Annotated in this window: 20 protein-coding genes; 6 read left to right on the top strand and 14 right to left on the bottom strand. The window is 65.5% G+C overall.

Going from position 1 to position 18385, the window contains the following annotated elements; all coding sequences use genetic code 11:
* The first annotated feature begins 15 nt into the window (after positions 1-15).
* Positions 16-462 carry a nucleoside deaminase gene (locus ASD45_RS03280; protein ID WP_056910177.1) on the top strand — a complete coding sequence of 149 codons (447 nt, stop codon included), beginning with the start codon at positions 16-18 and terminating at the stop codon, positions 460-462.
* Between the two features lie 18 nt (positions 463-480).
* On the opposite strand, the gene ASD45_RS03285 is transcribed toward ASD45_RS03280, so the two are convergent.
* From ASD45_RS03285 to ASD45_RS03310, 6 genes are all read right to left on the bottom strand, one after another.
* Positions 481-678, bottom strand: coding sequence for a hypothetical protein (locus ASD45_RS03285; protein WP_056910178.1), 198 nt, complete (start codon positions 676-678; stop codon positions 481-483).
* A 101-nt stretch (positions 679-779) separates the two neighbouring features.
* Complete coding sequence (locus ASD45_RS03290; protein WP_056910179.1) at positions 780-1865, bottom strand: phosphotransferase family protein; 1086 nt, start codon at positions 1863-1865, stop codon at positions 780-782.
* Between the two features lie 6 nt (positions 1866-1871).
* On the bottom strand, positions 1872-2771 hold the full coding sequence (locus ASD45_RS03295) for an alpha/beta hydrolase (RefSeq protein ID WP_056910180.1): 900 nt from the start codon (positions 2769-2771) through the stop codon (positions 1872-1874).
* A 117-nt stretch (positions 2772-2888) separates the two neighbouring features.
* Entirely contained in the window at positions 2889-3146 is a 258-nt protein-coding gene (locus ASD45_RS03300; protein ID WP_056910181.1) for a hypothetical protein, read from the bottom strand.
* Between the two features lie 188 nt (positions 3147-3334).
* Positions 3335-4618 carry a phosphoribosylamine--glycine ligase gene (gene purD / locus ASD45_RS03305; RefSeq protein ID WP_056910182.1) on the bottom strand — a complete coding sequence of 428 codons (1284 nt, stop codon included), beginning with the start codon at positions 4616-4618 and terminating at the stop codon, positions 3335-3337.
* Positions 4619-4790: 172 nt separating this feature from the next.
* The gene (locus tag ASD45_RS03310; RefSeq protein ID WP_056910183.1) at positions 4791-5039 is read right to left on the bottom strand and encodes a zinc ribbon domain-containing protein; all 249 of its coding nucleotides are present in this window, start codon (positions 5037-5039) and stop codon (positions 4791-4793) included.
* Positions 5040-5147: 108 nt separating this feature from the next.
* Between ASD45_RS03310 and xseA the strand changes: the two genes are divergently transcribed.
* Together xseA and ASD45_RS03320 are read left to right on the top strand one after the other, a co-directional pair.
* Positions 5148-6740 carry an exodeoxyribonuclease VII large subunit gene (gene xseA / locus ASD45_RS03315; protein ID WP_056910184.1) on the top strand — a complete coding sequence of 531 codons (1593 nt, stop codon included), beginning with the start codon at positions 5148-5150 and terminating at the stop codon, positions 6738-6740.
* 108 nt (positions 6741-6848) lie between these two features.
* Entirely contained in the window at positions 6849-7073 is a 225-nt protein-coding gene (locus ASD45_RS03320; RefSeq protein WP_056910185.1) for a DUF2093 domain-containing protein, read from the top strand.
* Positions 7074-7192: 119 nt separating this feature from the next.
* Here the strand turns inward: ASD45_RS03320 and lpxK are convergent, their stop codons facing one another.
* From lpxK to ASD45_RS03350, 6 genes are all read right to left on the bottom strand, one after another.
* Positions 7193-8194, bottom strand: coding sequence for a tetraacyldisaccharide 4'-kinase (gene lpxK / locus ASD45_RS03325; protein WP_056910186.1), 1002 nt, complete (start codon positions 8192-8194; stop codon positions 7193-7195).
* A complete protein-coding gene (locus tag ASD45_RS03330) occupies positions 8187-9497 on the bottom strand; it encodes a 3-deoxy-D-manno-octulosonic acid transferase (protein ID WP_056910187.1) in 1311 nt (436 codons plus the stop codon). The genes lpxK and ASD45_RS03330 overlap by 8 nt, the downstream gene beginning before the upstream one ends.
* Positions 9494-10225, bottom strand: a complete 732-nt coding sequence (locus ASD45_RS03335) for a lysophospholipid acyltransferase family protein (RefSeq protein ID WP_056910188.1) — start codon at positions 10223-10225, stop codon at positions 9494-9496. The genes ASD45_RS03330 and ASD45_RS03335 overlap by 4 nt, the downstream gene beginning before the upstream one ends.
* A gap of 50 nt (positions 10226-10275) precedes the next feature.
* Entirely contained in the window at positions 10276-10515 is a 240-nt protein-coding gene (locus ASD45_RS03340) for a DUF4170 domain-containing protein (RefSeq protein ID WP_056910189.1), read from the bottom strand.
* Between the two features lie 67 nt (positions 10516-10582).
* Entirely contained in the window at positions 10583-11386 is an 804-nt protein-coding gene (locus ASD45_RS03345; protein ID WP_244485184.1) for a 3'(2'),5'-bisphosphate nucleotidase CysQ, read from the bottom strand.
* A complete protein-coding gene (locus ASD45_RS03350) occupies positions 11373-12737 on the bottom strand; it encodes a TldD/PmbA family protein (protein ID WP_156380694.1) in 1365 nt (454 codons plus the stop codon). The genes ASD45_RS03345 and ASD45_RS03350 overlap by 14 nt, the downstream gene beginning before the upstream one ends.
* Before the next feature lie 369 nt (positions 12738-13106).
* Between ASD45_RS03350 and ASD45_RS03355 the strand changes: the two genes are divergently transcribed.
* Positions 13107-13661 carry a DUF6101 family protein gene (locus ASD45_RS03355; protein ID WP_156380695.1) on the top strand — a complete coding sequence of 185 codons (555 nt, stop codon included), beginning with the start codon at positions 13107-13109 and terminating at the stop codon, positions 13659-13661.
* 109 nt (positions 13662-13770) lie between these two features.
* On the opposite strand, the gene ASD45_RS03360 is transcribed toward ASD45_RS03355, so the two are convergent.
* Together ASD45_RS03360 and ASD45_RS03365 are read right to left on the bottom strand one after the other, a co-directional pair.
* Entirely contained in the window at positions 13771-14148 is a 378-nt protein-coding gene (locus ASD45_RS03360) for a hypothetical protein (protein WP_056910192.1), read from the bottom strand.
* Between the two features lie 58 nt (positions 14149-14206).
* Entirely contained in the window at positions 14207-14854 is a 648-nt protein-coding gene (locus ASD45_RS03365) for a TetR/AcrR family transcriptional regulator (protein WP_056910193.1), read from the bottom strand.
* A gap of 218 nt (positions 14855-15072) precedes the next feature.
* Here ASD45_RS03365 and ASD45_RS03370 point away from each other — a divergent pair, with 218 nt between their 5' ends.
* Together ASD45_RS03370 and ASD45_RS03375 are read left to right on the top strand one after the other, a co-directional pair.
* Positions 15073-16392 (top strand): HlyD family secretion protein, encoded by a 1320-nt coding sequence (locus ASD45_RS03370; protein WP_056910194.1) that lies wholly within the window; start codon positions 15073-15075, stop codon positions 16390-16392.
* A 12-nt stretch (positions 16393-16404) separates the two neighbouring features.
* On the top strand, positions 16405-18009 hold the full coding sequence (locus ASD45_RS03375) for a DHA2 family efflux MFS transporter permease subunit (protein ID WP_056910195.1): 1605 nt from the start codon (positions 16405-16407) through the stop codon (positions 18007-18009).
* The last annotated feature ends 376 nt before the right edge of the window (positions 18010-18385 follow it).

The raw sequence follows: 18385 nt of genomic DNA on the forward strand, positions 1-18385 counted from the left end.
CCGTCCGGAGCCGGAATGCCGTTGCCGTCGTTCATGCAACTCGCCCTCGAGGAAGCCCGCGCCGCGGCGGACCGCGGCGAGGTGCCGATCGGCTGCGTGATCGTCCGTGACGGCGCCGTGGTGGCGCGCGCCGGTAACCGGACGCTGGCGGACAAGGACCCGACGGCGCATGCCGAGCTCATCGCCATCCGCGTGGCGGCGGCCAGAATCGGCACCGAGCGGCTGACGGACTGCGACCTCTACGTCACGCTGGAGCCGTGCACGATGTGCGCGGCGGCGTCGTCGTTTGCGCGGATCAGGCGGCTGTATTTCGGCGCCACCGACCCGAAGGGCGGGGCGGTGGAAAGCGGCGTGCGCTTCTACGACAACCCCGCCTGCCACCACAGACCGGAGGTCTATGGCGGCATTGGCGAAGGTGAATGTGCTGCGCTATTGCGGGAATTCTTTGCGGCGCGCCGCTGAAGCAGCGCCTGCCGCCGCTCACACCGTGACGTCGAGCTGATGCGCCGAGCCGCTCGAGGGCGCGCGCTGCTGCTCGTCCTGCTGCTGCTGCTCCTGCTGCTGCGCGAGCTGCGCTGCAGCCGTCTGCGCGCTCTGATCGCGAAACGCTTCGTTGCGGCCCTGGGACGTGCCGCTGAACGGCGAAATCGCCTGGATCCCGATACTCGAGTCCGTCATGGCTTGACCTCCGATCGGTCAAACTAGACAGGCGCGTATAAAGGAACCACGGACGAAACCGTTCGGATTCGTATCAAATAAACAACTTATTGTCCGATTGTTTATTCGCCGGCGCCGGCTTGCCGCGCGAAGTCCCAGCCGGTCTCGGCGAGCGGGCGGATCAACTCGGCTCTCGCCGGCGCGAATTCGGACGTCGCGGTGCCGTCGCGGACGCGGCCGATGATGCCCTGCAGGATCGCGGCGATGCGGAAGAAGTTGTAGGCGAGGTAGACGTTGAGATGCGGCCGCGGGTCGAGCCCGGTGCGCGCCACGTAGTCGTCGACGTAATCGGCCATCGACGGGATGCCGAGGGCGCCGAGATCGTGGCCTTGCAGCGTCGCGGTGCCGGCGGCGGTGTCGGTCGGCGGCATGTGCCAGGCCATCAGGTGATAGGTGAAGTCGGCGAGCGGATCGCCGAGCGTCGATAGCTCCCAGTCGAGCACGGCGATGACGCACGGCTCGTCCTTGGCCATGATCAGATTGTCGATGCGGTAATCGCCGTGCACCAGCCGCACCGGGCCGGGTGGCGGCAGATGCTGCGGCAGCCATGCGATCAGCCGCTCCATCGGCTCGATCTTCTCGGTCTCCGAGGCACGATATTGTTTGGACCAGCGATCGACCTGGCGCGCGACATAGTTCTCGCCCTTGCCGAAGTCACCAAGGCCGAGCCCGGCCGGATCGAAGGAATGCAGGCGCGCGATGGTGTCGTTCATCGCGTCGTAGACCGCAGCGCGTTCGGCCGGTTCGGAGCCCGGCATTTGCGGCTCCCAGAACACGCGGCCGTCGGCGAAGCTCATGACGTAGAACGCCGTGCCGGCGATGGCTTCGTCGGCGCAATAGCAGAGCGGTTCGGCGACGGGAAAGCCTTGCGCGAAGAGCGCGCCGATGACGCGATATTCGCGATCCACCGCATGCGCCGACGGCAGCAGTTTGCCCGGCGGCTTGCGCCGCAGCACGTAACGCCGCGCCGGTGTCTCCAGCAGATAGGTCGGATTGGACTGGCCGCCCTTGAACTGCCGCGCCGTCAGCGGACCGGCGAAGCCGTCGATATGGACGGCGAGATAAGCGGCGAGCCGCGCCTCGTCGATGCGCAGCGCCGCCGGGGTTTCCTTGGTGCCGGAGAAGGCTTGCTGGCGGTCAATCGGCATGATGCGTCAGGCCGTGAAGAATGTGAGCAGGGCTTTTGCGGTCTCGTCCGGATTTTCCTCGGCGAGGAAATGACCGGAATCGATGGCGCAGCCTTCGACCTTGGTGGCCCACCGCCGCCAAGTGTCCAGCGGCCCGGAGGTCTCGCCCGGAATCCCGGCATCGCCCCAGATCGCCAGCATCGGGCAATCGATGGTCTTGCCGGCCTGGCGATCGGCATTGTCATGAGCGAGGTCGGTGGTGGCCCCGGCACGATAGTCTTCGCACAGGGCGTGGATGTGCGGCTCGACATAAGCGGCGCGGTAATGCGCCAGCGCTTCGGGCGCGAAGGCGGAAAGATTCCTGGCCTTGGTCCAGCTCGCCAGCGTCCACTCGAGATAGTCGATCGGCATCCGGCCGATCATCTGTTCGGGCAGCGGCGCCGGCTGCGCCAGGAACAGCCAGTGATATGTCTTCATCGCCATCTTCATGTCCATGCCGGCCCACATCTCGGCGGTGGGGATGATGTCGAGCGTGGCGAGCCGTTCGACGCGCGCGGCGTGATCGAGCGCCAGACGATAGGCGACGCGGCCGCCGCGGTCGTGGCCGGCGAGCATGAAGCGCTCATGGCCGAGCGCGATCATCAACTCGACCAGCGCCTTCGCCATCGAACGCTTGTCGTAGGGCGCGTGATCGCGGTTTGCTTCCGGTGCCGACGAGGCGCCGTAGCCGGGCAGGTCGGGAATGACCAGCGTGAAGCGCTCGGCCAGCGCCGGCGCCACGCGGTGCCACATCGCATGCGTCTGCGGATAGCCGTGGACCAGCAGCAGCGGCGGCCCTTTGCCGCCGACGCGTGCAAACAGTCGCGCCGCCGATGTATCGGCGTGGCGCGTCGCAAATTGCGGGAACAGATCGGGCGGCACTGTCATCGGACCTCCGGCTCAGGAGGATCAATTATGCCGAAAAACCAGCCCGATAACAGCGCTGAAGAGTTGGCAAAGCCCGGCAACGTGCCGGGCTTTGCAGCGGTCGGTCGCGGTGGCGGCTTAGTTGCCGCCCTCGAGGTCGCCCGGGTTGCCTTCACGCTGGAGCTGTTGGCGGATGAACGGATCGGGATCGGCGCCGATCACCTTGCCGTCCGACACGACAGTCGTACCGGCCGAAGGACCGTAGGCCGAAGCGAACGGCGAGGACGGTGCATAGTCATAGGACTGCGTCGCTTCCGCGCGATGACGGTTCGAGGCGGCGAGCGCGGGCGACGCAGCGACAACCGCGAGAACACCGGCGATCAAGATCTTCTTCATAGTCGACTCCAAAGCTGTGGTCTGCCCTTGGCCGGGAGTTAGTCAGACCACCGATGAAGTGAAGAGCATGGCGATGCATGCGAGATATGCGTGTGTTTGTTTACGCCGCGATTATTCCGACGTATCCCGGCGATACGCCGTCGTTGCGTGCGTGTTTTCGACGAAAGACGAATCCGCGCGCGTCTTTATTAACGAACTTGTTGTTCGCGCGTGATCGCTTGCCAGCCGATGTCGCGGCGGCAAAAGCCATCCGGCCAATCGATCTTGTCGACGGCGGCATAGGCGCGTGCCTGGGCTTCCGCCACGGTCTTGCCACGCGCACAGACATTGAGCACACGACCGCCATTGGCGACGATCGCGCCATTCTCTTTTTTGGTTCCGGCGTGGAATATCTCGACGCCGTCGAGCTGGGCGGCGGTATCGAGACCGCCGATCACGGTGCCTTTTTTGTAACTGCCTGGATATCCCTTCGCGGCCATGACCACGGTGAGCGCCGCATCGGGGTACCAACGCAGATCGAAATGCTTCAACTGTCCGTCGCGCGCGGCGATCAGCGCCGGTAACAAATCCGACATCATGCGCAGCATGATGACCTGGGTTTCCGGATCGCCGAAGCGGACATTGTATTCGATGAGCTGCGGGCCATCCTTGGTGATCATCAGGCCGGCAAACAGCACGCCCTTGAACGGCGCGCCGGCTTTCTTCAGCGCCTTGACCGTGGGGATGACGATTTCATCCATGACACGCCGGTTCATGTCTTCGGTCATGATCGGCGCCGGCGTATAGGCGCCCATGCCGCCGGTGTTCGGCCCCTTGTCGCCGTCATACACGCGCTTGTGATCCTGAGCGGAAGCGAGCGGCAACGCGGTGTCGCCGTCGCACAGCGCGAAGAACGAGGCTTCCTCGCCGACGAGGCAATCCTCGATGACGATCTCCCAGGCTTTCTCGCCGAGGCCGCCGCCGAACATCATGTCGATTGCGGCTTCCGCTTCTTCGACGCTCGCGGCAACGACCACGCCCTTGCCAGCGGCCAGACCATCGGCCTTGACCACGATCGGCGCGCCCTTGCTGCGGACGTAGTCCTTGGCGAGGTCGGCGCTCTTGAAGCGCTCATAGGCCGCGGTCGGAATGTTGTTGGCCTTGCACAGATCCTTGGTGAAGCCCTTCGAGCCTTCGAGTCGCGCCGCCCATTTGGTCGGGCCGAAGGTCTTGATGCCGGCCGATTCAAGATCGTCGACGATGCCGGCGACCAGCGGCACTTCCGGACCGACGACGACGAAGTCGATCTGGTTGGCCTTGCAGAACGCGATCACGGCTTTGTGGTCCGCGATATCGAGCGCGACGCATTCCGCCTCCTGCGCGATGCCGGCATTGCCGGGGGCGCAATAGAGCTTCGTCGCCAGCGGGCTCGCGGCGATCTTCCAGGCCAGCGCGTGCTCGCGGCCGCCGGAACCGAGAATGAGGATATTCATGACTGCCCCGTCCGAACCGGCTGCTTATTGCGGGAGTGCGGCGAACATAATTCGCTGTCATTCCGGGGCGCGGGACCGTTTCACGGGCGTCCCGGAATGACGAGTTCGTCGTTAGCGGGCGGAACCGCCGGGGACAAGGCCCAGCGGAGGCGGTATCGACAGGACTGTGGACTTAATCGATCGAGCGCTCGAAATGCGGGTGGGCGGTGCGCTCTTCCACGTGATGCACGTAATCCTGGAGGGTTTCGTAGTCGTGCATGCTGCCGATGCCGTGGAAGCGCAGTTCGGTACCGCAGGTCGGGCAGTGGATCCGGTCGCTGTGGACGACGCGCTGGAGGCGCTCGTGGAAGGTGGTGCGGCAGTCCCCGCAGCGGACCCTCACTTTGATGTTTTCGGCCTGATGTTCCAGTGGATTGGTCATGGCATCGCTCCCGGGGGCAGTATCGCCAGCGATTATTGACGAGACCTTATGGGGACGGCGGTCAGCGCGGTATTCCGGCGCAGGGCTGGAGCGCGTATATCGAATGCGATGCCGAGCTCCCGTCCCCCCACCGAAAGCCGCGCCGAGGCGCCTGTGTCCAATCTGATCGAATGGACCGTCTCGGAACTGTCCGCCGCGCTCAAGCGCACGGTGGAGGACGCCTATGGCTTCGTCCGAGTGCGCGGCGAGGTGTCGGGGTTCAAGGGACCGTCGCCGTCCGGGCACTGCTATTTCCGTCTCAAGGACGACCGGGCCGTCATCGAAGGCGTGATCTGGAAGGGCGTCTACGGCCGCATGCGCGTCAAGCCGGAAGAGGGCCTCGACGTCATCGCCACCGGCAAGCTCACGACCTTCCCCGGCTCGTCCAAATATCAGATCGTCATCGACAGCCTCGAGCCGGCCGGCGTCGGCGCGCTGATGAAGCTGCTCGAGGAGCGCAAGAAGAAGCTTGCCGCCGAAGGCCTGTTCGATGAGGCCCGCAAGCAGCTCATCCCGTTCCTGCCCGAGGTGATCGGCGTCGTCACGTCGCCGACCGGCGCCGTGATCCGCGACATTCTGCATCGCCTCGCCGACCGCTTTCCGCGCCATGTGCTGGTGTGGCCGGTGCGCGTGCAGGGCGAACAGTCGGCCGCCGAAGTCGCGGCCGCGATTGATGGCTTCAATGCCTTGCCGGAAGGCGGGCCGATCCCGCGTCCCGAACTGATCATCGTCGCCCGCGGCGGCGGTTCGCTCGAGGACCTGTGGTCGTTCAACGAAGAGATCGTGGTGCGCGCGGCCGCGGCCAGCATGATCCCGCTGATTTCCGCGGTCGGCCACGAGACCGACATCACGCTGATCGACTTCGCTTCCGACCGCCGCGCGCCGACGCCGACCGCGGCGGCGGAGATGGCGGTGCCGGTGCGTTCCGAGCTGCTGCAGACGCTGAACGGCCTGGCGTCACGCAAGCTCGCCTGCTGGCAGCGCGGCATGGAGCGGCTGAAGCGCGAACTGACCATGCTGACGCGGGCGTTGCCGAAGGACATCCTGGCCGATCCGCGGCAACGGCTCGACAGTCTGAGCGAGCGGCTGCCGCGCGCCTTGCGTGCCAACGCCCATGTGCATCACACACAGTACACCCGTGTCGCCACGAGGCTGTCGCCTCCGCTGCTGATCAACACCTTCGAGCGGCGCAAGGAGCGCTACGCCAGCCTCAACCAGCGGCTCAAGGCGAGTTTGCTGGCGAATGCGCAGGCGCACCATGCGCGCATCGAGCGCGCGAGGGAGCGCGTCACCGCCTTTGGCGAGCGCGGCAAGCGCGCCACCGCTGCGCTGCTGAAGCAGCATCACACGCGCATCGAGCGCGCCGAACGGCTGCTGGCCGCGTTCTCCTATCGCGAGGTGCTGAAGCGCGGCTTTGCTCTGGTGCGCGACGAGCACGGCCAGCCGCTGCGCGCGGCGGCGCAGGTGTCTGCCGGGGCGATGCTCGACATCGAGTTCGCCGACGGCCGAGTCGCCGCAACCGCGGAAGGCGGGCCGACCGTGGTGGTGCGGGAGACGGTGGTGACCGAAACCACCGTCGTCGAGGTGACACCGAAGCCGCCGGCCAAACCGAAGAAACCGCGCGACGAGGGCGGCGGCGGGCAGGGCAGTTTGTTCGGCTAGCGGAACGCGACGAAAGGTCGGCGTTTTCCGCCATTTTCGGGGGTTTCACTTGCGCTCCGGAGCGATTATCTTCGGTTTGTCCCTGCGCAATGCCTTCGGAGACCGCCCGTGCTCAACCGTTTCGATCCCAGTCAGCCGTCCGGCGGTGAGGCCGAGGTCAGATATCTCGACGGCGATTTCCGCGTCGTACGGCCCGGCAATTTCGTGCGCTGCGCGGTGACCGGCGCGCCGATCGCGCTCGACGAGCTCAAGTACTGGAGCGTCGATCGCCAGGAGGCCTACGCCACGCCCGAGGCGGTGCTGGAGCGCTATCGCGACGCGCCGCGGCCGTAACTCAGGCCTGTCGAGAATAACTCCGTTCGTCCCCGCAAAAGCCGGGACCAAGAACTCTTCTTTTATCTGGAAGGATGGATTCCCGCTTTCGCGGGAATGAACGGAGTGTGTTGCCGCGATCAGCGTAACGCGCGGGCGACGAGTTCGCGCAGCGCTTCCTTGTCATCCACCACCATCGTTACCGGCAGCACATGCGCCTTGGCCGCGAGCGCGGCGAGCGCCGGATCGCCGGTCATGCGCGCGTGATCCTTCTCGGTGGTGAGAAGCGCCAGCGCATCGTGCTCGGCCGCCATCACCATTTCGGCGGCTTCCTCGGCGTTGAAGCGATGATGATCGGCGAAGGCGCGGCGTTGCGCGATGGCGATGCCGGCCGCCTCGACCGTGGCGAAGAACTTGTCCGGATCGCCGATGCCGGCGAAGGCCAGCACCGGCCGCTGGCGCAGCGCGGTGACGGCCGCGTCGTCCGGCACCAGCCGGCCATGCAGTACCGGCCGCGCTCCGGCGCGCGAGACGACAAGCCGCGCGCTTTCGCCGCCATCGCCGACGACGAGCAGCGCATCGCAGCGCGCCATCTGCGCGGCGAGCGGCGCGCGTAAGGGGCCGGCGGGAAACACCTTGCCATTGCCGATGCCGCGGCGGCCATCGACCACGGCAATGGTCAGCGTCTTGACCAGCGACGGGTTCTGCAGGCCGTCATCCATGACGACGACGCCGGCGCCCATCGCCTTGGCGAAAGCGGCGCCGAGCGCGCGATCGCGCGCCACCACGGTCGGCGCGGCGCGCGCCAGCAGCAGGGCTTCGTCGCCGACCTTTGCGGCGCTGTCCTTGTCGGGATCGACCAGGTGCGGGCCTTGCACCGAGCCGCCATAGCCGCGCGTCAGGCAGAACGGCAGCGCGCCGAGCGCACCGAGCGCACCGAGCACGCCGAGCACGCCCAGCACGGTCGGCGTCTTGCCCGTCCCCCCGAGCGTGAAATTGCCGACGCAGATGACGGGAATGCCGGCGAGCGCGCCGCGCTTCGCCATGCGTTTGGCGGCGATCGATCCGTAAGCCAGCCCCAGCGGCGCCATGAGGCTCGATAGGAGCCCCGGCCGGCGCCACCAGAAGCCCGGCTCACGCATGGTCGCCTCGCTGACGCAGCATGATGAGATGCATCAGATAAGGATCGAGCGATTGCAGCGTGCGCGCAAGGGCGCCGCCGAGCGCATCGACCGTGGTGCGCGCCGCGGTGGCGACGCTGTCGCGCGTCTCGGCGCTCGACAGCATGGCGGCGAAAGCGGCGGTCAGCCGGTCGGCGTTATCGACCGGTTCGGCGCCGTGCGCGGCATCGAGCGCTTCGTAGATGTCGGCGAAATTCCAGACATGCGGGCCGTGCAGGATGGCGGCGCCGAGCTTGGCTGGCTCGATGGGGTTCTGGCCGCCATGCTCGACCAGCGAGCCGCCGACGAACACGGCGAGCGCCAGCCGGTAGATCAGGCCGAGTTCGCCCATCGTATCGGCGACGTAGATATCGGTGTCGGCCGCGATCGGCTCGCGGCGCGAGCGCAACGCCGCCTTGAGTCCGGCGCCATGCGCGAGCTGCATGATCTCCTCGCCGCGCTCAGGATGGCGCGGCGCGATGACGGTGAGCAGCCCGCGGAAATTGCCGCGCAGCCGCTGATGCGCCTCGAGCATCAGCGCGTCCTCGCCGGGGTGCGTCGAGGCGGCGGCGATCATCGGGCGGCCGCCGATGGCGTCGCTGAATGCCTGAAGCTTTGCGGCATCGGCCGGCGGCGCCGGCACGTCGAGCTTGAGATTGCCGGTGGTGACGACGCGCGGTGCGCCGAGTTCGCTGAGCCGCCAGGCATCGGCCGGCGTGCCGGCCAGACACAGGTCGAAACGGCGCAGCAGATTGGCGATCGTGCGCGGCAACCGACGCCAACTGTTGAACGAACTTTCCGACATGCGGCCGTTGATCAAGATCATCGGCACGCTGCGGCGTGACGTCTCGATCATGATGTTCGGCCACAGATCGGATTCGACCAGCAGCGTCAGGTCGGGTTGCCAGCGATCGAGAAAGCGCCGCACGAAGGACGGCGTGTCCAGCGGCACAAACTGATGGATGACGCCAGGCGGCAGCCGTCGCTCTGCCATTTCGCTCGACGTCACGGTGCCGGACGTGACCAGCACATTCACATGCTGCCCGGCGATGCGTTCGATCAGCGGCATGGCGCTAAGCAACTCGCCGACACTGGCGCCATGCAGCCAGACCAGCGGACCGTCCGGCCGTGCGTCCCGCGATTTGCCGTAGCGTTCGCCGAGACGCGCGGCGTTTTCCTTGCCGCGCTTGAGCCGCCGCGCCAGTAGCAGCGGTGTCAGCGGCGTCACCAGCCACGACAGCAGGCGGTAGCCGTGCAGGGTCAGGGTCAGGGTCGCGTCGCTCATGCCGCGGCGTCTCCGCTGGCGGCTTCCGCGATCTTCATCTTGCCGTCGACGATGGCATAGGCGCGGGCGGTCATGTCGTTGAGCGCCGCCTCGACTTCCTGACGCTTGGCTTCGACGGTGGCGCTGTCGGCGTCGCGCGGTACCAGGAAAGGTCCGCAGCCGCAGAACGCGACGCGCGAGAACGGCAGGTTGATGGCGCTCTTGTCCCAATTGTCGAGCTCGATGCGCCGGCTCGAGGCGAGCGCGATCGGATAGATCGGCCGGCCGGAATGCTGCGCCAGTTTGATGACGCCCATGCCGCAGACCCGCGACACTTTCGGCACGTCGGCGGTGAGCGCGACATTGAAGCCCTGCTCGAGCGCATCGAGCATCGCGGAGAACCCGGCGGCGCCGCCCTTACGGTGGAATTCGCCGTTATGCGCGCCGGAGCCGCGGATGGTCTCGATGCCGAGTTTCTCGGCGGCGCGCGCGTTGATCTCGCCATCGCGGTGGCGTGAGATGAGCACCTTGGTGCGATGGCTATCGTGGTTGCGCTTGATGAACGGCGCGAGGAAGTGCTGACCGTGCCAGAAGGCGACGATCGCCGGCATCTCGACTTCCTCGTACATGTGAGGCGGATCGCAAACGAGGTGGCTGGTCTTCCAGACCAGGCGCAAATAGTTCGCAGCCAGCGAGCCGGCGGCGGATTGGAATGCGGCCGATGCGACGATCCGCTTCATCAATGGCATCGGCACTCACTCTTCGTCAGCTTCGTAAAGTGGTTTCGTCGCGACAGCCGTCAGGCCTTTTCCGGCTTATCCGGGTCGAGCAGGCGGTGCATGTGCACGATGAAGTATCGCATCTGCGCGTTATCGACGGTCTGCTGCGCCTTCGACTTCCAGACGGCGTAAGCCGACGCATAGTTCGGATAGACGCCGACCAGGTCAACCTTGTCGAGATCCTTGAATTCCACACCGTCGAGGCTGGTCAATTCGCCGCCGATGACCAGATGGAGCAGTTGCTTGGCAGGTTGCGTCATTATTGTTCCTTCGGGGAAATCCCGGCGGGGACCTAATAGGCTACCGCAGGACCAGGCTGGACCCGTTCTACGCGAATTCGGGCAGGCGGTCCCGCATCAATTCAATGAGGGTACCATGGCGGGCGGGACCGGCGGCGATCAAGGCGCCGTGCGTCGTTTTCGGTTGATTATACCGCAGGCTCTGACCGGCAACATCGGTCAGAATGCCGCCGGCTTCGTGCACCAAAAGATCGGCTGCGGCAAGGTCCCAGTCGTGGCTGCCCGGTGTGGACAACGCGGCCTCGAACGCGCCCTCGGCGACCCGCGTCAGTCGCAGCGCCAGCGAGAAGACCTTGGCCTGGGGCTGCGCCTCCGGTGACACGGCCGCGAGTTGTTCGAGCACGCGCTTGGGTCCGGCGAGTCGCGCGCCGCTCAAGCCGGCACCGGGGCTGACGCTGATGGCCACGCCATTGCGGGTCGCGCCGCGTCCGGCGACGGCAAGAAACATCTCATCGGTCACCGGCGCGAACAGGGCAGCGAGTCGCGGCCGGCCCGCCTCGACCAGCGCGACCGACACCGTCCAGTCGTCCCGGTGCGTGATGTAGGCGCGCGTGCCGTCGATCGGATCGACGATCCAGGTTCGCGTCATCGCGCGCGCGGCCGGATCGTCCTCGGTTTCTTCCGACAGCCAGCCGGCCTCCGGCGCCAAAGCACCGAGCCGCGCCCGCAGGAAATTATTGACGGCGATGTCGCCCTCGCTCACCGGCGAATTGTCATGGCCCTTGGTCCAGCGCTTGAACTCGCCACGCGCCGTTTCGCGGGCGATCTCGCCCGCTTCGCGCATGATCAATTCAAGCGGCTCGCGCAGCGAAAGGACGTCACGTGCCGGCAACGGTCAAACCCTCCAGACGGATCGTCGGTGCGTTGATGCCGTATTTGAACACGAGATCGTTGGCCGGCGTCAGATTTTTGAACATGTCGATGAGGTGGCCGGCGATCGTGACTTCGCTCACGGCATAAGTGCGCTTGCCGTTCTCGATCCAGAAGCCGGACGCGCCGCGGCTGTAATCGCCGGTGACGCCATTGACGCCGCTGCCGATGAGGTCGGTAATGTAGAAACCATCCTTGATGTCGGCGATGAGATCTTCCGGCGACACTTTGCCGGCTTCCATGTGCAGATTGGAGGCCGATGGCGCCGGCGATGACGACACGCCGCGCGAGGCGTGACCGGTTGTGGTGAGGCCGAGTTCGCGCGCGGTGGCGCAATCGAGTATCCAGGTCGTCAGCACTCCGTCGTCGATCAGCGCCAGCTTCTTCCCGGCAACGCCCTCGCCGTCGAATGGATGCGAGCGTAGCCCGCGCTTTCGCAACGGATCGTCGATGATGCGAATGCCGTCGGCAAACAATTTGGCGCCCATCTTGTCGCGCAGGAACGAGGTCTTGCGCGCGATTGACGAACCGTTGATGGCGCCGGCGAGATGCGACACCAGCGAACCGGCGACGCGGGGGTCGAATACGACAGGCACCTTGCGCGTTGTCACCTTGCGCGGATTGAGACGCGCGATGGCGCGCTCGCCGGCGCTGCGGCCGATCGATTGCGGATTATCGAGATCCGACGCGTGGCGCGTCGAGGAATAATCATAGTCGCGCTCCATGCCCGTGCCCTCGCCGGCGATAGCCATTGCCGAGACGCTGTGGCTGGAGCCGAGATAGGCGCCGCGAAAGCCGTGGCTGGTGACCAGCACCATGCCGCCGATGCCGGCGGACGCCGAAGCGCCGCCCGACTTGGCGACGCCCTTCACGGCAAGCGCGGCTTCTTCGGCCTGGCGCGCCATGGCCTCGAGCTGGGCGACGGTCGGCAGGTTGCAGTCGATCAGATCGAGATCCGGAAACTCATGCGTGAGCTGCGCCGGATCGGCGAGCCCCGCGAACTTGTCCTCCGGAGCGACGCGCGCCATGGCGACGGCGCGCTCGGCAAGAACCTGGAAACCATCGCTGGCGGTGTCGTTGGTCGAGACCACCGCCTGACGTTTGCCGATGAGCACGCGCAGACCGAGATCGTCACCCTCCGAGCTCTCGCTCTCCTCGACCTGACCGTCACGCACTTCGATCGACTGCGACAGGCCGCGCACCGCGACGGCATCGGCGGCATCGGCGCCGGCCGCGATTGCGGCCTTCACCAGGCGCTCGGCGCGATCGGTGAGGGTGGACTGGTCGAACAGCGACTGAACGGGTGCGAGCATGGGTTCACTTTCGTAGGGCGTTGTCATTCCGGGGCGCGACCGTGGCAGGCGAACCCGGAATCCCGAAACAACCTCGTTTGTATCCGGATTCCGGGGCCAGCGCTAAAGCGCCCGCCCGGGAACGATGGACAGGCTTCAGATGGCGCTTGCGCCGGTCCGGTGCAACTCTATTGGCTCGATTTGTGCCGCCCACATCAACACCTCGTCAATCATGGTCGGCAACGCGGCGTCAAGCATGAGCCGCAATCCCCAGAGTGCTAACGCCGATTAACCGCGAAATTTAAGGGGTTTCGGACGTTCGTGCGGCAAAGTGGGCCTCAAGCGATACGGGCAATAAGCCCGACGCTGGGAGAGTTTGAGGCGTCAAATATGCGAAGTGGCGGGGGTCCCGCCGGGTCGAGCCGTCAGGAGCGGCTCGACCCGTTCGCCCTACCGGTGACGTTCGCGACAAGCGACGGCACGGCTGGGGTGCGGGTAGTCGAGATTTATCCTGAGCGCGTGGTCGTGCGGCGATCGCTGTCCGGTATGGTGATGGCTCTCAACATGCCGATCGCGGCCTATGAAGGGGTCGCGCTCAAACTGATCCGTGGCCCGCATGGCGGCGACGGAACAGCCGAAATCACGCTCGAGCACAAGGATCCCGGGCTGACGGTCGTGCTCTATGCGTCCGAGCACGGCGGTGGGGTCATGACCGAGTGGCAGAACTGGAGCGACGTGCTCGGCCTGCCGATGCTGGTCAACGACAACAAGGATGGCTGGCGCCGGATCGGCGAGGTGAGGGCGACGAAGGTGCGTCCGCGCCGCCGCCGTCACAGCGGGCTCAAGCGCCGCCGGCCGCTCTTTCTCGCGCGGCGCAAGGCAGGTTCCGCGCCGCACGCGATGGCGGTATATCGCGGAGAACACGAGATCATCGCAAGGAATTAGATAGCGTCTCCCGGGCGAGCGTCAGCGAGACCCGGGCCCTATAGCCACCGCGCCATCGACAGCAAAATGGATATGAGTCCCTGCGTCTTCGCGGGGACGGCAGTGGGAGTTATTTGCACTTCCTGAGCTTCACCAAACCGCCGCGCTGCTGGTTCATGTCGACGCGGTCGGCGTCGATGAGCTTGAGAGTGTAGCTCGTGTGCGCGTTGCTGATCTGCCCGGTGGTGAAGACATCAACGACGCTGAACTCGGTCGTGCCGTTCGGCCTCACGGTGCGGTTCCGGTAGGTCGGCACGCCGCTGCCGGTATCGGTGCGCTGATTGCCGTTGAACGTGATGACGCGCAGTTGGGCGCAGTCGACCGGGCCAGGTGCGGACGAGGTGCTGACGCCCCAGCGGCCGGAAATCGGGTAATTGTCGGCAAAGGCCGGCGTGGCCGCCAGAACGAAAGCGGCGAGGGCAGCGACGCGTCTGAATGATCCGGCCATGCGCCTGTCTAACACGACGACGGCGCCGGTGGTTTCAAAAAAACCCGGCGCGCTATGATTAACGAACCTTGTACGCCCTCAGGAACGTGCGCACGGCAATGCCGACGACATAGGCGATGCGCTCGTCCGTCGGCGGTGGGCCGAAGTTGAACAGCATCGGCTTTAGCATGGTGGCGTGGCAGGTCTCGATGAATTGCGCCGCCGCGATCTCATGGTCGTCGATGGCGAGGACGCCAGCTTCGGTCTGCGCCTTGAGATAGGCGGCAAGACTGGCAACGCCGCGGGCCGGGCCGGACTCATACAGCTTGCGCCCGACTTCCGGCATGCGCTCGGCGACTGCAATCACGGTGCGCCATGACGACAGGCGCTGCGGATTGCCGAGCGCCTTGACGAAGGCCTTGCCGCGGCGGAGCAGCACGGCCTCGACGTCGTGGTCGTCGTGGTCGAAGTCGAACACGCCGTCGAGCTGCATGATGCACTCGCCGCGCACCATGCCGTCGAACAGGTCGTCCTTGTCCTTGAAGTAGACGTAGAGCGTGCCCTTGGAGACGCCGGCCGCCTTGGCGATGTCCATCATGCTGGCGGCATCGAAGCCGCGCTCCAGGAAGACCTGGCGGGCACCATCGAGAATCTGGCGCCTCTTGGCGCTGTCATCAGCGTTGTCGCTTGGACGGTCCAGCAGGCTGGTGGCCTGAAATTCACTCATCACCGTACTCCCCGAGACGAATTCTATCGTCACGTCAGTCGTTTGCTGGGTTCCGGGCGGGTTGTCCCCCGACGAATCCGCTCGTTGCCCACAGAATTTTATATGGCGCAATCCATCGAAAGAATCAATGACCGAACCGTTCGGTCAATCTTGACAGGTGACGGATACCGGCGTATTTCCGACGTTGACCGAACGGTTCGGTCATTTGGAGCCATTCTATGTTGCAGCGCGCCAAGAACTCCGACGGGTCCCGGCTCAGCGTCGTGACCCCGGACCAGGCCGCCCCGGCCATGCCGGCGGGCGACGCCGCGGGGCACGCGGCTACCGCCAAGGAAAGCGGCAAGGAAAGCGGCAAGGAGGACGGCAAGCCAGGGCAGCCTGCAGCCAAAGGCGGCCTCGGCGCGGTGGTCAAGGCGAACCGCAAGCGCGTGCTCATGGGCGTCGGCGCCGTCGTCGCCGTCGCGGCGCTCTGGACCGGCTACAATTACGTGGCCATCGGCCGCTATCTGGTTTCGACCGACGATGCCTATGTGCGGGCCGATGCGACCACGCTCGCCGCCAAGGTTTCCGGTTACGTCTCGTCGATCGCGGTCGACGACAATGCCTACGTGCACGCCGGCGACGTGATCGCCCGCATCGACAACGGCGACTACCGTCTCGCGGTCGATGCCGCGCGCGACAAGGTTGCCACGCAGGATGCCACGGTCGAACGCATCGGCCGGCAGATCGACGCGCAGCAGGCGCTTGTCACGCAGGCGCAGGCGCAGTTGGTATCGGCGGAGGCGCAAGCCAAGCGCGCCGAACTCGAACTCGCGCGCCAGCAGAAGCTTGCCGGCAATGCCTTCGCCAGCCAGCAGACCCTGGAGCAGGCCGAGTCGAATCGGGATCAGACCGTTGCCGCCGTCGCGGCCGGTAAGGCGCAGGTCCTGGCCGCTCTCGCCAATGTTGATGTGCTCAAGGCGCAGCAGCTCGAGGCTTCGCGCACGCTCAACGAACTCAAGACCGCGCAGGCCAAGGCCGAACGCGACCTGAGCTTCACCGAAATTCGCGCGCCGATCGACGGCGTCATCGGCAACCGCGCCGCCAAGATTGGCGACTTCATGCAGACCGGCCAGCGCTTCGCCAGCCTGGTGCCGCTCGACGATGTCTATATCGACGCCAACTTCAAGGAGACGCAACTGACGCGTCTGCGCCCGGGCCAGCCGGTCGAAGTCAGCGTCGATGCGCTGCCTGAACACGATATCAGGGGCCAGGTGGAAAGCATGTCGCCGGCCTCGGGCTCGGTGTTCTCGCTGCTGCCGCCCGACAACGCCACCGGCAACTTCACCAAGATCGTTCAGCGCATTCCCGTGCGCATCAAGGTGCCGGCCGACGTCGCCAACCGCAAGCTGCTGCGTCCCGGCATGTCGGTGGTGGTGAGCGTCAATACCAAGTCGGCCTCGAATTCGTCCGTCGCGGACGGTGGCTCCTGGTTCGCGGCGCAAGCCGCGACGGCCGCTACCCGGTCCGCACAGATCGACCAGTCTCTCCGGCGGTAAGCGAAGCGTATCATGAGTACGCTTACCGCCAACGACGCGCTTCCGGTCGCCGCCCGTTCCCCGACAGGCGGTGCCGGAAGCGCGGAATCTCTCGCCGCCCGCAGGCGGCTGCTGGGCTTCGTCGTGATGTGCTTCGGCATGTTCATGGCGATCCTCGACATCCAGATCGTCTCGGCATCGCTGAGCGAAATCCAGGCCGGCCTGTCGGCGTCCGCCGACGAAATCCCGTGGGTGCAGACCTCGTATCTGATCGCGGAAGTGATCGCGATCCCGCTCTCGGGCTATCTGTCGCGCGCGCTCGGCACCCGCGTGCTGTTCACGGTTGCCGCCGCCGGCTTCACTTTGGCCAGCGTGATGTGCGGCCTGTCGTCCTCGATCAACAGCATGATCCTGTGGCGCGCGCTTCAAGGTTTCATCGGTGGCGGAATGATCCCCACCGTTTTTGCTGCCGCCTACATCATCTTCCCCGGTCCCCGGCAGAAGATGGTGGCTCCGGTGGTCGGGCTGATCGCAACCCTTGCCCCCACGATCGGCCCGACCGTCGGAGGTTACGTCACCGAAGCGATGTCGTGGCACTGGCTGTTCTTCATCAACATCGTGCCCGGCATCGCCGTGTCGCTGCTGGCCTGGATGCTGATCGACATCGACAAGCCGGATTACTCGTTGCTCAACCGCTTCGACTGGTGGGGCCTCCTTTCGATGGCCGGCTTCCTCGGCGCTGCCGAATATGTGCTAGAGGAGGGGCCGCGCAAGGGATGGTTCGACGAGGACGCCATCCTGATGCTGGCGGTGCTGTCGGTCGGCTGTGCCATTGCCTTCTTCGCGCGATCGCTGATGGCGAAGAACCCGATCGTCGATCTGCGTGCCTTCACCAATCGAAACTTCGCAGTCGGCAGCCTGTTCTCGTTCGTACTCGGCATCGGCCTTTACGGCCTGACCTATCTCTATCCGGTCTATCTGGCGCAGGTGCGCGGCTATAACGCGCTGATGATCGGCGAGACCATGTTTGTCTCCGGCGTCGCCATGTTCATGACCGCGCCGGTGGTCGGCCAGCTCACCCAGCGCGTCGATCCGCGCTACATCCTGATCACCGGCTTCCTGCTGTTTGCCATCGGCACCTGGCAGATGACCGGCCTGACCAAGGACTGGGACTTCTACGAACTGCTGTGGCCGCAGATTTTCCGCGGCGTCGGCCTGATGGCGGCGATGGTGCCGGTGACCAACACTGCGCTCGGCACGCTCGACCCGGCGCGGCTCAAGAACGCGTCGGGCCTGTTCAACCTGACGCGCAATCTCGGCGGCGCCATCGGGCTTGCCGTCATCAACACGCTGCTCAACGACCGCATGGACCTGCACCTCGTGCGCCTGCACGAAGCAGTCAACGGCGCCAGCGTTGCGGCGACCGAGACGCTCGATCAGTTGACGCAGAAATTCGGCGGCTCGGACGGTGCGCTGCAGGCACTCAAGCAGGTGTCGATGATGGTGCGCCAACAGGCGCTGGTGATGAGCTTCGCCGACGTGTTCTGGATGCTCACCGTCATGTTCGTGATGCTGGCGGCGATGGGCATCTTCATGCGCAAACCGCAGGCGGCCGGCGGTGGCGGCGGCGGGCATTAGCGATTAATCGACTGGCTGCTACGTGGCGCAGGTCTTCCGCGACCCACGTAGCAGGTGAGAAGCCAGTGCAGTTCGGCCGTTTGTGGCACCTGCTCAAGCTGAAGCAGGTCTCTGGTCTTCGGTCCGCGGAGGTACATCCGTCCTGGCGCAAATTGAGAGATGGAACAAAGCTCCCGGTCCACCCGTTCACAGCGCACATGGCCTCACGCCAATTGACCTGTTTGCGCGATTTCGTTGTTTGTTAGTTTATTGTTAGCCGCTTCATATTGCCGATCCTTTCTCCGAATTGCTCGTAATTACACATTTAGCGAGACCGCCGCACGGCTAATCCGTGTGATGACTCAACGGGCTATGACGAGCCGCGCATTCGATTCGA

Origin of the sequence: Pseudolabrys sp. Root1462, from assembly GCF_001426945.1 — a bacterium.
Taxonomy (GTDB): domain Bacteria; phylum Pseudomonadota; class Alphaproteobacteria; order Rhizobiales; family Xanthobacteraceae; genus Pseudolabrys.

Coding starts and splice junctions, on each gene's coding strand:
- ASD45_RS03360 (WP_056910192.1), bottom strand. CDS start 14,148: ATGGCCGGATCATTCAGACGCGTCGCTGCCCTCGCCGCTTTCGTTCTG.
- ASD45_RS03350 (WP_156380694.1), bottom strand. CDS start 12,737: ATGCTCGCACCCGTTCAGTCGCTGTTCGACCAGTCCACCCTCACCGAT.
- ASD45_RS03355 (WP_156380695.1), top strand. CDS start 13,107: ATGCGAAGTGGCGGGGGTCCCGCCGGGTCGAGCCGTCAGGAGCGGCTC.
- lpxK (WP_056910186.1), bottom strand. CDS start 8,194: ATGCGTGAGCCGGGCTTCTGGTGGCGCCGGCCGGGGCTCCTATCGAGC.
- ASD45_RS03290 (WP_056910179.1), bottom strand. CDS start 1,865: ATGCCGATTGACCGCCAGCAAGCCTTCTCCGGCACCAAGGAAACCCCG.
- purD (WP_056910182.1), bottom strand. CDS start 4,618: ATGAATATCCTCATTCTCGGTTCCGGCGGCCGCGAGCACGCGCTGGCC.
- ASD45_RS03370 (WP_056910194.1), top strand. CDS start 15,073: ATGTTGCAGCGCGCCAAGAACTCCGACGGGTCCCGGCTCAGCGTCGTG.
- ASD45_RS03365 (WP_056910193.1), bottom strand. CDS start 14,854: ATGAGTGAATTTCAGGCCACCAGCCTGCTGGACCGTCCAAGCGACAAC.
- xseA (WP_056910184.1), top strand. CDS start 5,148: ATGCCGAGCTCCCGTCCCCCCACCGAAAGCCGCGCCGAGGCGCCTGTG.
- ASD45_RS03330 (WP_056910187.1), bottom strand. CDS start 9,497: ATGAGCGACGCGACCCTGACCCTGACCCTGCACGGCTACCGCCTGCTG.
- ASD45_RS03285 (WP_056910178.1), bottom strand. CDS start 678: ATGACGGACTCGAGTATCGGGATCCAGGCGATTTCGCCGTTCAGCGGC.
- ASD45_RS03295 (WP_056910180.1), bottom strand. CDS start 2,771: ATGACAGTGCCGCCCGATCTGTTCCCGCAATTTGCGACGCGCCACGCC.
- ASD45_RS03340 (WP_056910189.1), bottom strand. CDS start 10,515: ATGACGCAACCTGCCAAGCAACTGCTCCATCTGGTCATCGGCGGCGAA.
- ASD45_RS03375 (WP_056910195.1), top strand. CDS start 16,405: ATGAGTACGCTTACCGCCAACGACGCGCTTCCGGTCGCCGCCCGTTCC.
- ASD45_RS03300 (WP_056910181.1), bottom strand. CDS start 3,146: ATGAAGAAGATCTTGATCGCCGGTGTTCTCGCGGTTGTCGCTGCGTCG.
- ASD45_RS03335 (WP_056910188.1), bottom strand. CDS start 10,225: ATGCCATTGATGAAGCGGATCGTCGCATCGGCCGCATTCCAATCCGCC.
- ASD45_RS03280 (WP_056910177.1), top strand. CDS start 16: ATGCCGTTGCCGTCGTTCATGCAACTCGCCCTCGAGGAAGCCCGCGCC.
- ASD45_RS03310 (WP_056910183.1), bottom strand. CDS start 5,039: ATGACCAATCCACTGGAACATCAGGCCGAAAACATCAAAGTGAGGGTC.